The sequence below is a fragment of the Mycobacterium sp. NGS51 genome (assembly GCF_059812525.1).
Map to the genome: position 1 here is coordinate 170,872 of NZ_JCALCV010000002.1, position 13,657 is coordinate 184,528.

The window sequence follows — 13,657 nt, forward strand, 5'->3', positions numbered from 1 at the left end:
GCCGCTCGCCCCCGCAAGCGGGAGGTGCCCCCGCCTCATCGCTGCGCTCTGCATCGTCGCCGGCGCGAGTCATGCGCGCCGTTCCTCGCTGGTCGCCACGGCATTGGTTATACCAACTTTGTCCTGCGGTTTTCCATCGAGCGCCGCCACCAGCTTGGCCACCATGGCGACCAACTCCACATCGCGAATGCGCGGGGCGCCGACGCCGCCGGCACGCGGAATCGGAACCTGCACCGTCGACGTGGTCGCACGGTAGTGCGCGCCCGGATACATCCGTGCCAGCCGTACCTGGGCGGAGTCCGGAAGGGTCAGCGGGGACAGCCGCACCGTCGCCGCCGAGGCGGCCGTCACTTCAGTAATCCCGGCGGCCCGGCACAGCAACCGCAGCCGGGCCACCGCGATCAGCCGCTGAGCGGGTTCGGGCAACGCGCCGTAGCGGTCGTTCAGTTCCTCGACAACGGCGTCTACTGCGGCATCGTCCGGCGCCGCGGCCAGCCGCCGGTATCCCTCCAAGCGCAGCCGGTCGCTGGGGATGTAGTCCGGCGGCAGGTGCGCGTCCACCGGCAGGTCGATGCGCACGTCTTTGGGCTCCTCGGCGGTGGTGACCAGATCGCCCCGGTAGGCCGCTCGGTATGCTTCAACGGCCTCGCCGACCAGCCGCACATACAGGTCGAAGCCCACCCCCGCGACGTGGCCAGACTGCTCCACGCCCAGCACGTTGCCCGCGCCGCGAATCTCCAGGTCCTTCATCGCCACCGCCATCCCGGCGCCCAGCTCGTTGTTCTGCGCGATCGTGGCCAGCCGGTCATAGGCGGTTTCGGTCAGCGGGGCGTGCTGCGGGTACAGGAAATACGCGTAGCCGCGTTCCCGGCTGCGCCCCACCCGGCCGCGCAGCTGGTGCAGCTGGGAGAGCCCGAACGTGTCGGCGCGCTCGACGATCAGTGTGTTGGCGTTGGAGATGTCCAGGCCGGTCTCCACGATCGTGGTGCACACCAAGACGTCGTATTCGCGGTTCCAGAACCCTTGCACGGTGGATTCGAGCAAGTCTTCTTGCATCTGCCCGTGCGCCACGACCACCCGAGCCTCCGGCACCAGCGTCCGCACCCGCGCCGCCGCCTGGTCGATGGAGCTGACCCGGTTGTGTACATAGAAAGCCTGGCCGTCGCGCAGCAGCTCGCGTCGCAACGCCGCCCCGACCTGCTTGTCGTCCTGCGGCCCGACGTAGGTCAGCACCGGGTAGCGCTCTTCGGGCGGGGTCAGGATCGTCGACATCTCCCGGATGCCGGCCAGGCTCATCTCCAGCGTGCGCGGGATCGGAGTGGCGCTCATGGTCAGCACATCGACGTGAGTGCGTAGCGACTTGATGTGTTCCTTGTGTTCGACGCCGAACCGCTGTTCCTCATCGACAACGACCAGCCCGAGATCTTTCCAGCGCACGCCGGTCTGCAGCAGCCGGTGAGTGCCGATCACGATGTCCACACTGCCGTCGGCCATGCCGTCGACCACCGCGCGCGACTCGGCGGGATCGGTGAACCGGGACAGCCCCTTGACGGTCACCGGGAACCCGGCCATCCGCTCCCGAAACGTCTCCAAATGCTGGTCTGCCAACAACGTGGTGGGCACCAGCACGGCGACCTGCTTGCCGTCCTGCACCGCCTTGAAGGCCGCGCGCACCGCGATCTCGGTCTTGCCGTAGCCGACGTCGCCGCAGATCACCCGGTCCATCGGCACCGGTTTTTCCATGTCGGCCTTGACCTCGGTGATGGCGGTGAGTTGGTCGACGGTCTCGGTGAAGCCGAAAGCGTCTTCCATTTCCGCCTGCCACGGGGTGTCGGGCCCGAACGCGTAGCCCGGCGCGGCTTGCCGCTTGGCGTAGAGCGACACCAGCTCGCCGGCAATCTCGCGGACGGCGCGACGGGCCTTGGTCTTGGTGGTGGCCCAGTCGCTGCCGCCGAGCCGGGACAACGCCGGCGCCTGCCCGCCCACATACCGTGACAGCTGGTCCAGCGAGTCCATCGGCACGAACAGTTTGTCGGTCTGTTTGTCCGCACCGCGCCGGCTTGAGGCGTACTCCAGCACCAGGTATTCGCGCCGGGCGCCGCCGACGGTGCGCTCGGTCATCTCCACGAACCGCCCGATGCCGTGCTGGTCGTGCACCACCAGGTCGCCGGCGGTCAGCGCCAGCGGGTCAACCACGTTGCGCCGCTTGGCCGCCAGCCGCTTGCCCTCGGTGGCGGTCACCCGGTTTCCGGTCAGGTCAGTTTCGGTGATGACGACGAGGTTGGCCCCCGGAAGTACCACCCCGTCATGCAGTGGACCCTGGAACACTCCGACGACGCCCTGTTTGGGTGCGACGCCCGGCTCCAGCATCGTTGCGGGCGTGTCGGCTTCGGCTAACTGCTCCACGACGCGATGGGCGGTCCCGGTTCCGGGTGCGACGACGGCGGCGTAGCCACCGGTGGCCACGTGGGCGCGCAGCATCGCGAAGATGCCGTCGATGTCGCGCTGATGGCCGCGGGCCGAGGGCGCCGAGCGAATGTCGAGTTCGATCGCCGACTCGTCGGACAGCTGGCTCAGCGTCCACCACGGGTGGCCGGCCTGTCGCGCCGCGTCCCGCGCCTCGTCGAGCTCACGGAAACCCGATCCGCCGAGCTGCTCGACGTCGATCGGTGCGTCTGCCCCCAGCGCCGCCACCGACCAGGAGGCTTCGAGAAATTCCCGGCCCGTTTTGATCAGGTCGGCGGCGCGGGTGCGGACCTTTTCCGGGTCGCAGACCAGCACCGGAGCGCCGTCGGCCAGCTGGCCGGTCAGCAGCGACAAGTCGTCGGGCCGCAGCACCGGCAGCAGCGCCTCCATGCCGTCGACGGGAATCCCTTCGGCAAGCTTGGCCAGCATGTCGGCGACGCTGCCGGTCACGGCGTTTTCTGCTGACGGGCGCTGGGCGCTGAGTTCGGCTGCCCGCGCCCGCACCGCCTCGGTGAGCAGCAGTTCGCGGCAGGCGACCGCGACCAGGCTGTCGACGTTGATCTCGGCGATCGAACGCTGGTCGGCCACCGCGAACATCCGCATTTCGCTGACTTCGTCGCCCCAGAACTCCACTCGCACCGGATGCTCGGCGGTCGGCGGGAAGACGTCGAGGATGCCGCCGCGGACCGCGAACTCCCCGCGCCGGCCGACCATGTCGACCCGGGTGTAGGCGAGTTCGACAAGTCGGGCGATCACCCCCTGGAAGTCGACCTCGTCGCCGACGGCAAGGGTCAGCGGTTCCAGCCGGCCCAGCTGCGGGGTCATCGGTTGCAGCAGGGAGCGCACGGCAGTGACCACGACCTGCAGCGGCGGCCCCAGTCTGGTGTCGGCGGGGTGGGCCAGCCGGCGCAGCAGCATCAACCGCGCGCCGACGGTGTCGACGCCGGGTGAGAGCCGTTCGTGCGGCAGTGTTTCCCAGGACGGGAACATCGCCACCGTCTCGCCGAAAACGCCGCGCAGCTCGGCGGTCAGGTCGTCGGCTTCCCGGCCGGTCGCGGTGACGACCAACAGCGGGCCCCCGCGCGCCAGCGCACTGGCGACGAACACTCGCGCGCTGGCCGGGCCGACCAGCGTCAACTCGGCGGGTCGGTCGGCTGCGTGCTCGATGAGTTGGGTAAACGTGGGCGCGCTGAGCGCTAACTCCATCAGCCCCGCGATCGGGGTTACGGTCATGATCGCGCCACGACGATGCAGAACGTAGCGATGAAGAGGAGTGGCGCCATGATTACCACCATTCTATGCGTCGCTCGATTCACGTTGCGGCACTGGCCAACCCGACGTGATCGCCACCACACGACGCGCGAGCGGCGCGGGATCTTGACCGCGCCTGCGATCGCAGCCAGCGCTATTCGTCCTGCAGACGCGGATCGGCCTCCAAACCGATCAGGCCGTTCCACATCAGGTTGACCAGATGCGCGGCGACGACCTCCTTCTTGGGCTCGCGGGTGTCGAGCCACCACTGCGCAGTCATCGACACCGAACCGACCAGCGCCTGGGCATACAGCGGTGCCAGATCAGGATCCAAACCGCGCCGGGCGAAGTCGCCGGCCAAAATCGAGCTGACCTGGCTGACGGCGTCGTTGAGCAGGCTGGAGTAGGTGCCCGAACTGATCGAGGCCGGCGAGTCGCGGATCATGATCCGGAACCCGTCGGTGCGTTCCTCGACGTAGGTCAGCAGTGCCAACGCCACCCGTTCGACGCGCACCCGCGACCGGTTGTTGGTCAACGACGACGTGATGCCATCCAGCAACGCCGACATCTCCCGGTCAACGACGACTGCGTACAGCCCTTCTTTGCCGCCAAAATGCTCGTAGACTACTGGTTTGGACACGTTGGCCCGCAACGCGATCTCCTCGATCGAGGTGCCGTCATAGCCGCGCTCGGCAAACAGAGACCGGGCGATGTCGATGAGTTGGTGCCGGCGCTCGCTGCCGGTCATCCTGGCGCGCGGCGCACGCACTTCCTTATCCGGCGCTGCCACGCCTATCAGGTTATCGGGTCGCAGACCGCCACGCGGTCTGCATCGTCGTCGGGCTGGGTTGGATTGCCCGATTCCTCCTCAGACCGCCACGCGGTCTGCATCGTCGTCGGGCTAAAGTCGTCGCTGGCATCCCGATCCGTCGTGGTGTAATCGGCAGCACATCAGATTTTGGTTCTGAGAGTTCAGGTTCGAGTCCTGGCGACGGAGCTTTTTGGCCCGCTTTTGCGGCGAGCATGCGGATAATGACACGCTGAACGGCGTGTCGGCGGACCAACACGCACACTCGCGGCAGGAGTGTCTATGACGACCCAAGGCGAAACGGCGGTCCTGGTATTGGCAGCGGGAGCTGGCACCCGGATGCGCTCCGATACCCCGAAGGTGCTGCATCCCCTTGGCGGGCGCAGCATGCTGGCGCATTGCCTACAGGCCATCGGCAAGCTGGCGCCGCAGCATCTGGTCGTGGTGCTGGGCCACGACCACGAGCGCATCGAACCGGTCGTCGCCGAGCTGGCAGACAGCCTGGGACGCCCCGTCGACGTGGCGCTGCAGGACCAGCAGCTGGGCACCGGAGATGCGGTGCAGTGCGGGCTGTCCGCGCTGCCCGCCGACTTCGCCGGCGTCGTGGTGGTCACCTCCGGTGATATTCCGCTGCTGGACGCCGATACGCTGGCCGACCTGATCGCCGTGCACGGCTCCCAACCGGCGGCCGTCACCGTGCTGACCACGACGCTCGCCGACCCCACCGGCTACGGGCGCATCCTGCGTACCCAGGACCACGAAGTCATCGCGATCGTCGAACAGGCGGACGCGACACCGTCGCAGCAGCAGATCTGCGAAGTCAACGCCGGCGTGTACGCCTTCGACGTCGCGGCCCTGCGCTCGGCGCTGGGCCGACTGTCCGCCGACAACGCCCAACAGGAGTTGTATCTCACCGACGTAATCGCCATCGTGCGGCAAGACGGCCAAGCCGTGCGCGCCCGCCACGTCGACGACAGCACGCTGGTGGCCGGCGTCAACGACCGGGTCCAGCTCGCCGAACTGGGCGCCGAACTCAACCGCCGCATCGTGGCCACCCATCAGCGAGCCGGCGTCACCGTCGTCGATCCGGCCACCACCTGGATCGACATCGACGTCGGTATCGGCCGCGACACGGTCATCGAGCCGGGCGCCCAACTGCGCGGCCACACCCGCATCGGCGGACACTGCGTCATCGGCCCGGACACCACCTTGACCGACGTCACCGTCGGCGAGCGCGCCTCGGTGATCCGCACCCACGCCACGTCGGCGGCGATCGGCGACGGCGCGACGGTCGGTCCGTTTGCCTATCTGCGGCCGGGTTCGGTGCTCGGGCCCGACGGCAAGCTGGGTGCATTCGTCGAGACCAAGAACTCCACCATCGGCACCGGTACCAAGGTGCCGCACCTGACCTATGTCGGCGACGCCGACATAGGCGAGCACAGCAATATCGGCGCATCCAGCGTGTTCGTCAACTACGACGGCGAATCCAAACAACGCACTCGGATCGGCTCGCACGTGCGCACCGGCTCGGACACCATGTTCGTCGCCCCGGTCACTGTCGGCGACGGCGCGTACACCGGGGCCGGCACGGTGGTGCGCGACGACGTCCCGCCGGGAGCGTTAGCGGTGTCGGCGGGCCCGCAGCGCAACATCGAAGACTGGGTGCAGCGCAAGCGCCCAGGCAGCGCCGCCGCCCAAGCCGCTGACAAGGCGCGCGCCGCCACCGAGCCGGAGGCGCCCAGTGAACCTTCTTGATGTCACCCCGGCGCCAAACCGGGCGATTTTGTCCTTAATATATGTAGGCCAGCCAACAGGCAGTCATCTCGATCCGAACGGCGGGGGCAGCGCGTGAGCCACGAGTGGACCGACAACCGCAAAAATCTGATGCTCTTCTCGGGTCGCGCTCATCCGGAGCTGGCCGAGGAGGTCGCCAAGCAGCTCGACGTCCACGTCACGGCGCAGACCGCCCGCGATTTCGCCAACGGTGAGATCTTCGTGCGGTTCCAGGAGTCGGTGCGCGGTTGCGACGCGTTCGTTCTGCAGTCACACCCGGCGCCGGTCAACCAGTGGCTGGTCGAGCAGCTGATCATGATCGACGCGCTGAAGCGGGGCAGCGCCAAGCGGATCACCGCGGTGGTGCCGTTCTACCCCTACGCCCGGCAGGACAAGAAGCACCGCGGCCGTGAACCGATTTCGGCGCGACTGGTCGCCGACCTGCTCAAAACCGCCGGCGCTGACCGGATCGTGACCGTCGACCTGCACACCGACCAGATCCAGGGCTTCTTCGACGGGCCGGTAGACCACATGCGGGCGCAGCCGCTGCTCACCGGATACATCAAGGACAACTACCCCAACGGCGACATGGTCGTGGTCTCCCCCGACTCCGGACGGGTGCGCATCGCCGAGAAATGGGCCGACTCATTAGGCGGCGTTCCGCTGGCCTTCATCCACAAGACCCGCGACCCCCGGGTGCCCAACCAGGTGGTGTCCAACCGGGTGGTGGGCGATGTCGAGGGCAGAACCTGCGTGCTGATCGACGACATGATCGACACCGGCGGCACCATCGCCGGGGCGGTCAAGCTGCTGCACGACGACGGCGCAGGCGATGTCATCATCGCGGCCACCCACGGTGTGCTCTCCGAACCCGCATCGGAGCGGCTGGCGGCCTGCGGCGCCCGCGAAGTGATCGTCACCAACACGCTGCCGATCGGCGAGAACAAGCGCTTCCCGCAACTGACGGTGTTGTCGATTGCGCCGCTGCTGGCCAGCACGATTCGAGCCGTCTTCGAGAACGGTTCGGTCACAGGTCTTTTCGATGGAGACGCCTAGATGCCTGACAGCGTGATCTATCACAACCCGCGCTGCTCGACTTCTCGCAAGACCCTGGAATTGTTGCGCGACAACGGTATCGATCCCACAGTGATCGAATATCTCAAAACACCGCCAAGTCGCGACGACTTGGCCAAGATGATCCGCGATGCCGGTATCGATGTGCGCGACGCGGTGCGGAAAAACGAAGACGTGTACCGACAGCTCGGCCTTGACGACGCCGGCGACGACGAGTTGCTCGACGCCATGGCCGAGCATCCAATCCTCATCCAGCGGCCGTTCGTGGTCACCGCCAAGGGCACTCGACTGGGACGGCCGATCGACGCGGTGCGCGAAATTCTGTGAGACGTTTGGTTTTCGTAACGGCAGTCATGCTGGTTACGGTCGGCTGTGGGCCGGAAACGCCTGACTACCAGTCGATCTGGACGACGACCACGACAACGACGGAGGCTCCTGCCGAGCCGCCTGTCCCATTTTCGCAGTACCTGGAGGACAGCGGCGTCGGCCAGCAGCGGGTGGCGCCCAGTGCGCTGACCGACTTGACGGTGTCGATGCCCACCCCGCCGGGCTGGGAAAAGTACACCAACCCCGCTATCCCGCCGGAAACGGAAATGATTGCCAAGGACGGCAACCTTCCGAACGCGATGCTGGTGGTTTCCAAGCTGAACGGTGATTTTGACGCCCACGAAGTGGCCAAGCATGCCAACGCCGATGCCGTGCTGGCGCAGAACTTCAAACAGCTGGACGCGTCCAACGCCGACTTCCAGGGCTTCCCCTCGTCGATGGTTCAGGGCAGCTACGACCTCAACGGCAGGCGATTGCACACCTTCAACCGAGTCGTCATCGCCACCGGAGCACCGCCGGACTCTCAGCACTACCTCGTCCAGCTCACGGTAACCAGCCTGGCCGACCAAGCCGTCGCCCAAGCCGCCGACGTCGAGGCGATCATCCGCGGCTTCACCGTCGCACCCAAGTAGCGGCCGCCGCGCGTCCGACCCGCGCATTAGTGTGTCTGCCATGACTGCCTGGACCGCCGCAGACCTACCGTCGTTCGCCGGACGCACCGTCGTCGTCACCGGCGCCAACAGCGGCCTGGGCGCGGTGACAGCCCGCGAACTGGCCCGTGTCGGTGCTCAGGTCATCCTGGCCGTCCGCAACACCGGCAAGGGCGAGGCCGCCGCTCAAAACATGCCTGGGGACGTCGAGGTGCGCCAACTGGACCTGCAGGAGCTGAGATCGGTGCGTCGCTTCGCCGACGGCGTCGATGGCGTCGACGTGCTGATCAACAATGCCGGCATCATGGCCACCCCGCATGCGGTGACGTCCGACGGCTTCGAAAGCCAGATCGGCACCAATCATCTCGGCCATTTCGCGTTGACCAACCTTTTGCTGCCCAAGCTCACCGACCGGGTGGTCACGGTGTCGTCGATCATGCACTGGATGGGGCGCCTCAGCCTCACCGATCTGAACTGGACGGCGCGGCCCTACTCGGCCTGGCAAGCATATGGGCAGGCCAAGCTCGCCAACCTGCTGTTCACCAGCGAGCTGCAGCGGCGCCTCGAGTCGGCCGGGTCGGCGCTGCGAGCCCTGGCCGCCCACCCCGGTTATTCGCACACCAACCTGCAAGGGCGTTCCGGTCATAAGTTCGGGGATGCGGTGGTGTCGTGGGGCACCCGCATGCTGGCCACCGACGCCGACTTCGGCGCCCGGCAGACGCTGTATGCGGCATCCCAGGAACTGCGGGGCGACACGTTCGTCGGGCCGCGGTTCGGCATGTTCGGCTCGACCCGGCCGGTCGGCCGCAGCCCACTGGCCAAACGCGCCGACACCGCCGGCGAACTCTGGGACCTGTCCGAGCGTCTCACCGACACCAAATTTCCGCTCTGAGGTGCTGATGCGCTAACCTGGCCGGGCGTCACGGCGAGGGTGGCTGAGGCATTTTGGCAAGCCACCGTTATCGACGGGGACCGACATTCCGGTTGTCGCGATGCTGGCCGTGCCCCGACCAACACAGGAGCGACACCATGGCTAAATCCGCGACTTCGTCCGCCAACCAGCTCAGCGTTTCCGTACGCACTGAGACCGGCAAAGGCGCCTCCCGACGGGCGCGCCGCGACGGCAAGATTCCCGCGGTCCTCTACGGGCACGGCAGCGAGCCGCAACACCTGGAGCTGCCCGGACACGACTTCGCCGCGGTGCTGCGACACGCCGGCACCAACGCCGTGCTGAGCCTCAAGATCGACGGCAAAGAGCAGTTGGCGTTGACCAGGGCGTTGGACATCCACCCGATTCGCCGCACCATTCAGCACGCTGATCTGCTGGTGGTGCGCCGCGGCGAGAAGGTGGTCGTCGAGGTCACCGTCGACGTGGAGGGCGAAGCGGTCCCGGGCACTCTGGTGACCCAGGAGACCAGCACCATCGAGATCGAGGCCGAGGCGCTGTCGATTCCCGAGCAGCTGACGGTCTCGGTCGAAGGCGCCGAACCGGGCACCCAGTTCACCGCCGGCGAGATCACCTTGCCGTCAGGCGTCAGCCTGGTGTCCGACCCCGAGATGCTGGTGGTCAACGTGGTGAACGCGCCGACTGCCGAGGAACTCGAAGGCGAGGGTGCCGGCGAGGTGACCGCGGCCGCGGAGGGCGAGGAGCCGGCCGAGGAGGCCACTGAAGAACGGGCAGCCGAAGCCCCACCCGAGTCCGAATAACAGATGGCCGAGCCGCTGTTGGTGGTCGGCCTCGGCAACCCGGGACCAAACTATGCCCAGACCCGGCACAATCTGGGGTTCATGGTCGCCGATCTGCTTGCCGCGCGGCTGGGGTCGAAGTTCAAGGCGCACAAGAAGTCTGGCACGGAGATCAGCACCGGCCGGCTCGGTGGGCGCTCGGTCGTCCTGGCCAAACCGCGCAGCTACATGAACGAGTCAGGACGTCAGGTGGGGCCGCTGGCGAAGTTCTACTCCGTGCCGCCCGGCGACGTCATTGTCATCCACGACGACCTCGACCTGGACTTCGGTCGGGTCCGACTCAAGATCGGCGGCGGCGAGGGCGGCCACAATGGGCTGCGCTCGGTGGCGTCAGTGCTGGGCACCAAGGACTTTCAGCGGGTGCGGATCGGTATCGGGCGTCCGCCCGGACGCAAGGACCCGGCGGCTTTTGTGCTGGAAAACTTCACCGCCGCCGAACGTGCGGAGGTTCCCACGATCTGCGAGCAGGCCGCCGACGCCACCGAGCTGCTGCTCGAGTTGGGTCTGGAGCCCGCTCAGAACGTCGTCCACGCCTGGTAAGTGGGCTGCCGTGGCCGGCCGCGAGCGTGCGTGTCCCCGGTCGACACGCCGCATTAATAGCCGGGTTTGCGCACACTCGCGCAGTTAGGCGCAGAAACGCTAGGTGACCAGCGTGACCGAGTTGGCCCGCCGCAGCTTGCCCGACGGGGTCTTCGGAATCGTGCCGGGGCCAAGCACCACGACGTTGCGGGGCCGGACGTCCACCTCGGCGACGACCTCGTGGGCCACCTGATGCTCGATGCGGCGGACTTCGGCCGGGCTCTCGAAGGCGTTGGACTCCACCGCGACGGCGAACGTCTCCCGCGAATGTCCGGCGTCCAGTCGCACAGCCACCGCGCAGCCCGGGCGGACCCCGTCGACGCGGCAGGCGGCACGCTCGATGTCGGTCGGATAGATGTTGCGGCCCGCCATGATGATGACGTCCTTCACGCGGCCGCACACCACGATGTGGCCGTTCTCCATCTGGTAACCCAAGTCGCCGGTGTCATACCAGCCGTGCTCGTCCTGCGCCGGGATAAAGCCGCCCATCGTGATGTAGCCGGGCGTCACCGGCTCGCCACGCAGCTCGATCACCCCGACACCGCGGGGCGGCAGCACACTGCCGTCCTCATCGATGATGCGGGCCTCCAGCCCTTCCAGCAGCGGACCCAGGGAGGCGAACCGGCGGGTATTGCCCTTGGCGGCAGGCACCGCGCGGCGCAGCGCGCCCAACAGGTCGGCGTCCACCTCATCGACCACCAGGCCGTCGCCCAGTTCGGAGAACGACACCGCCAACGTGGTCTCGGCCATTCCGTAGGCCGGCATGACCGCCTCGGGCCGCAAGCCGAACGGCTTGCCCGCCTCGATCAGGTCCTCGACGTCGGCGGGTTCGACCGGCTCGGCTCCCGAGAGCGCAAACCGCAGTGTCGACAGGTCGAACTGGCCGGGCTTGGCCTGCTTGCGCAGTCGCTTGGCGAACAGCGAGTAGGCGAAGTTGGGCGCGGCGGTCATCGTGCCCTTGTACTTGTCGATCAGCTTGGCCCACAGCAGGGTGTCGCGCAGGAAGTCCATCGGGGTGACCTTGACCAGCTCGACGCCGAAGTACATCGGTACGGTCAAAAAGCCGATCATGCCCATGTCGTGAAAACACGGCAGCCAACTGAGCATCACGTCGTTGCCGCTGGGATCCATCTTGGCGCCGATGAACATCGCCTCGGCGTTGGAGTAGATGTTGCGGTGGGTGATCTGAACGGCTTTGGGCGATCCTGTCGAGCCGGACGTCAATTGCATCAACGCTAGATCGTCTTCGTCGGTGTCGATCGGGTCGATCGGGTCCGACGCCAGCAGCTGCTCGACGGTCATGACCTTGATACCGCGCTCGGCCAGCACCGGCGCGGCCGCCATGAACGGGTCGGAGACGATGACCGCCTTGGCCTCGATCATGTCGATGACGGTGGTGGTGTCCTCCGCCCATATCACCAAGTCGGTGCGCGGCGTGGGCTGGTGCAGCATGGTCAGGCTGGCACCCCGCATCCACAGCCCCTGGGCGGTCGGCGCGATTTCCACCGGTGCGCCGGCCAGCACGCCGACCGCGTCGCCGTGGCCGATCCCCGCAGCGGCCAGGCCGCCGGCCACGCGGCGGGCACGCTCGTGGACCTCGAGCCAGGTGTGCCGGACCGGCTGGTGCGGTTCGCCGGTCACCATGCCCTTCGTGCTCTCGTGAGCGTTACGGAACAAGTTCTCGGTAAACCTGCTCACGACAACCTCCTCGGTTCCAGCGCAACGTCCCTGGATCTCAGGTTGCCCCTGTTAGGGGGTACTGCACAGGAGGCGCGCATACACAATTGGGGAGCGGTTCTGTCTCGAAGCGGTGATGAATCAGTAACCTCGCGCAACGGCGCGGCGTCGACAAGGACACGCCGTGGCCGTCGACTCAAAAACCGCCTGCCCAACCGTTCGGCAGGCGACAGAATCGGGCGCACTTCCGGACCGCTATTCGTCACCGCCGATCATCTTAAACTCCTCTTAAGTAACGTCCAAACTTCGACGTCAAAGAGGTGTCACACCTCACTAACGGGCGCCGGCACCACGCGGGCGCCGTGGACCGGCCCGCTTGCGACCCGCACCGTGCGGCAGACGCCGGCTCCCGACAGCTGGGTGCCGACGTCGACCGCGGCGGGGGCCGAGCGGCACAAGAACGCACACGTCGGCCCAGAGCCCGACACGATGCCTGCCAGCGCGCCTGCTTCCGCGCCGGCGCGCAGCACGCGCCGCAGCGCGGGGTCCAGGCTCACCGCGGCCGCCTGCAACTCGTTGCCCATCAGCGGCGCCAGTTGCTCGGGGTCGCCGGCGGCCAGCGCCGCCAGCACCGGTCCGGGCTCATCGAGCCGCGGCGGCGACCCGGCATCGCGAAGCCGGTCGAGTTCATCGAACACACCGGGGGTAGACATGCCGCCGTCGGCGAATGCCAGCACCCAGTGGAAGGTGTTGCGCGCCAGTACGGTCGCCAGCTCTTCGCCCCGGCCGGTGCCCAACGCAGTGCCGCCGTGCAGCGCGAACGGCACGTCGCTGCCCAGCTTGGCGGCCAGTGTGTGCAGGTCGCGACGCGGCACGCCGAGTTCCCACAGCGCGTTGATGGCGACCAGCACCGCGGCGGCGTCTGCACTGCCGCCGGCCATGCCGCCGGCTACCGGGATGGATTTGTTGATGGCGATCGAGACATCGGGAGCCCGGCCGACGTGCTCAGCCATCAGCTCGGCCGCCTGCCAGGCCAGATTGCGCTCGTCGACCGGCAGTTGATCGGCGCCCTCGCCGGAGAACTCCAGCGACAGCACATCGGCGTTTCGCACCGTCACCTCGTCGACCAGGGAGACGGCGTGAAAAACCGTGGTCAGCTCGTGATAGCCGTCGCCGCGGCGGTCACCGACGGCCAGATAGAGGTTGACCTTCCCGGGAACCCGGACCGTGACCGAGCCAGTGGGCACCCACTGAGCAGCGGTGTTTCCGTCCAACGGCACCGCACGAGACTATCGCCGGAACCTAC

General features: G+C 67.4%; 11 protein-coding genes and 1 tRNA gene. 8 read left to right on the top strand and 4 right to left on the bottom strand.

The annotated features are described in order from the left end of the window. Positions 1-69 precede the first annotated feature (69 nt). Together mfd and AC5Y5W_RS03505 are read right to left on the bottom strand one after the other, a co-directional pair. A complete protein-coding gene (gene mfd, locus AC5Y5W_RS03500) occupies positions 70-3,699 on the bottom strand; it encodes a transcription-repair coupling factor (protein WP_500010628.1) in 3,630 nt (1,209 codons plus the stop codon). Between the two features lie 172 nt (positions 3,700-3,871). Beyond that, entirely contained in the window at positions 3,872-4,465 is a 594-nt protein-coding gene (locus tag AC5Y5W_RS03505) for a TetR/AcrR family transcriptional regulator (RefSeq protein ID WP_499887250.1), read from the bottom strand. Between the two features lie 177 nt (positions 4,466-4,642). On the opposite strand from AC5Y5W_RS03505, the gene AC5Y5W_RS03510 reads away from it, so the two are divergent. From AC5Y5W_RS03510 to pth, 8 genes are all read left to right on the top strand, one after another. Next, positions 4,643-4,714: transfer RNA gene (locus AC5Y5W_RS03510), tRNA-Gln, on the top strand. 93 nt (positions 4,715-4,807) lie between these two features. After that, positions 4,808-6,280 carry a bifunctional UDP-N-acetylglucosamine diphosphorylase/glucosamine-1-phosphate N-acetyltransferase GlmU gene (glmU, locus tag AC5Y5W_RS03515; RefSeq protein WP_500010627.1) on the top strand — a complete coding sequence of 491 codons (1,473 nt, stop codon included), beginning with the start codon at positions 4,808-4,810 and terminating at the stop codon, positions 6,278-6,280. Between the two features lie 93 nt (positions 6,281-6,373). Continuing rightward, entirely contained in the window at positions 6,374-7,354 is a 981-nt protein-coding gene (locus AC5Y5W_RS03520) for a ribose-phosphate diphosphokinase (RefSeq protein ID WP_499886749.1), read from the top strand. Further along, the gene (arsC, locus tag AC5Y5W_RS03525) at positions 7,355-7,699 is read left to right on the top strand and encodes an arsenate reductase (glutaredoxin) (RefSeq protein WP_500010626.1); all 345 of its coding nucleotides are present in this window, start codon (positions 7,355-7,357) and stop codon (positions 7,697-7,699) included. Between the two features lie 26 nt (positions 7,700-7,725). Next, complete coding sequence (locus AC5Y5W_RS03530) at positions 7,726-8,331, top strand: LpqN/LpqT family lipoprotein (protein ID WP_500010625.1); 606 nt, start codon at positions 7,726-7,728, stop codon at positions 8,329-8,331. Between the two features lie 40 nt (positions 8,332-8,371). Continuing rightward, positions 8,372-9,241 (top strand): oxidoreductase, encoded by an 870-nt coding sequence (locus tag AC5Y5W_RS03535; RefSeq protein ID WP_500010624.1) that lies wholly within the window; start codon positions 8,372-8,374, stop codon positions 9,239-9,241. Between the two features lie 137 nt (positions 9,242-9,378). Further along, a complete protein-coding gene (locus AC5Y5W_RS03540) occupies positions 9,379-10,056 on the top strand; it encodes a 50S ribosomal protein L25/general stress protein Ctc (RefSeq protein WP_500010623.1) in 678 nt (225 codons plus the stop codon). A gap of 3 nt (positions 10,057-10,059) precedes the next feature. Next, complete coding sequence (gene pth / locus AC5Y5W_RS03545; RefSeq protein WP_499886759.1) at positions 10,060-10,635, top strand: aminoacyl-tRNA hydrolase; 576 nt, start codon at positions 10,060-10,062, stop codon at positions 10,633-10,635. A gap of 99 nt (positions 10,636-10,734) precedes the next feature. Here the strand turns inward: pth and AC5Y5W_RS03550 are convergent, their stop codons facing one another. Together AC5Y5W_RS03550 and AC5Y5W_RS03555 are read right to left on the bottom strand one after the other, a co-directional pair. Continuing rightward, complete coding sequence (locus AC5Y5W_RS03550) at positions 10,735-12,372, bottom strand: fatty acyl-AMP ligase (protein ID WP_499886761.1); 1,638 nt, start codon at positions 12,370-12,372, stop codon at positions 10,735-10,737. A gap of 302 nt (positions 12,373-12,674) precedes the next feature. Next, positions 12,675-13,631: a 4-(cytidine 5'-diphospho)-2-C-methyl-D-erythritol kinase gene (locus AC5Y5W_RS03555; protein WP_500010162.1), complete on the bottom strand. Its 957-nt coding sequence runs from the start codon at positions 13,629-13,631 to the stop codon at positions 12,675-12,677. Positions 13,632-13,657: the final 26 nt, after the last annotated feature.

Bases quoted from the DNA above. Each gene is read 5' to 3' on its own strand.
- AC5Y5W_RS03505 (WP_499887250.1), bottom strand. From the start codon at position 4,465: ATGACCGGCAGCGAGCGCCGGCACCAACTCATCGACATCGCCCGGTCT.
- AC5Y5W_RS03540 (WP_500010623.1), top strand. From the start codon at position 9,379: ATGGCTAAATCCGCGACTTCGTCCGCCAACCAGCTCAGCGTTTCCGTA.
- AC5Y5W_RS03535 (WP_500010624.1), top strand. From the start codon at position 8,372: ATGACTGCCTGGACCGCCGCAGACCTACCGTCGTTCGCCGGACGCACC.
- glmU (WP_500010627.1), top strand. From the start codon at position 4,808: ATGACGACCCAAGGCGAAACGGCGGTCCTGGTATTGGCAGCGGGAGCT.
- pth (WP_499886759.1), top strand. From the start codon at position 10,060: ATGGCCGAGCCGCTGTTGGTGGTCGGCCTCGGCAACCCGGGACCAAAC.
- mfd (WP_500010628.1), bottom strand. From the start codon at position 3,699: ATGACCGTAACCCCGATCGCGGGGCTGATGGAGTTAGCGCTCAGCGCG.
- AC5Y5W_RS03530 (WP_500010625.1), top strand. From the start codon at position 7,726: ATGCTGGTTACGGTCGGCTGTGGGCCGGAAACGCCTGACTACCAGTCG.
- arsC (WP_500010626.1), top strand. From the start codon at position 7,355: ATGCCTGACAGCGTGATCTATCACAACCCGCGCTGCTCGACTTCTCGC.